1 protein-coding gene is annotated in these 270 nt (G+C 65.6%); it reads right to left on the minus strand.

The genetic code is table 11. The features are described 5' to 3' along the window. Positions 1 to 33 precede the first annotated feature (33 nt). A partial coding sequence (locus tag RA21_RS23230; protein ID WP_241483526.1) for a response regulator occupies positions 34 to 270 on the minus strand: 237 nt, incomplete at its 5' end.

The following is a 270-nucleotide window of genomic DNA, read 5'->3' on the forward strand; positions in this document are numbered from 1 at the left end:
GGCGCGGGAGGCCACCACCCGAACCTTTTATCCCTAGCGGAACAGTGCCTTGTAGAGTTTTTCCTTGGTAAAGGGCTTATCCAGCACCTGCACGCCGTTCAGTTCCGGAAACCCCGCCTCCGCCGCGCTGAAGGCAAAACCGCTCATCATCACCGCGTTCAGCCCGGGCTGGACCTGCAGCAGCCGCGCCAGCGTCTCCCAGCCGCCCCGGCCCGGCATGCTCATGTCGATCACCGCGCCGTCAAACGGTCCCTGCGCCTGCAGCTGCGC

Origin of the sequence: Leisingera sp. ANG-DT, assembly GCF_000813785.1 — a bacterium.
GTDB lineage: Bacteria > Pseudomonadota > Alphaproteobacteria > Rhodobacterales > Rhodobacteraceae > Leisingera.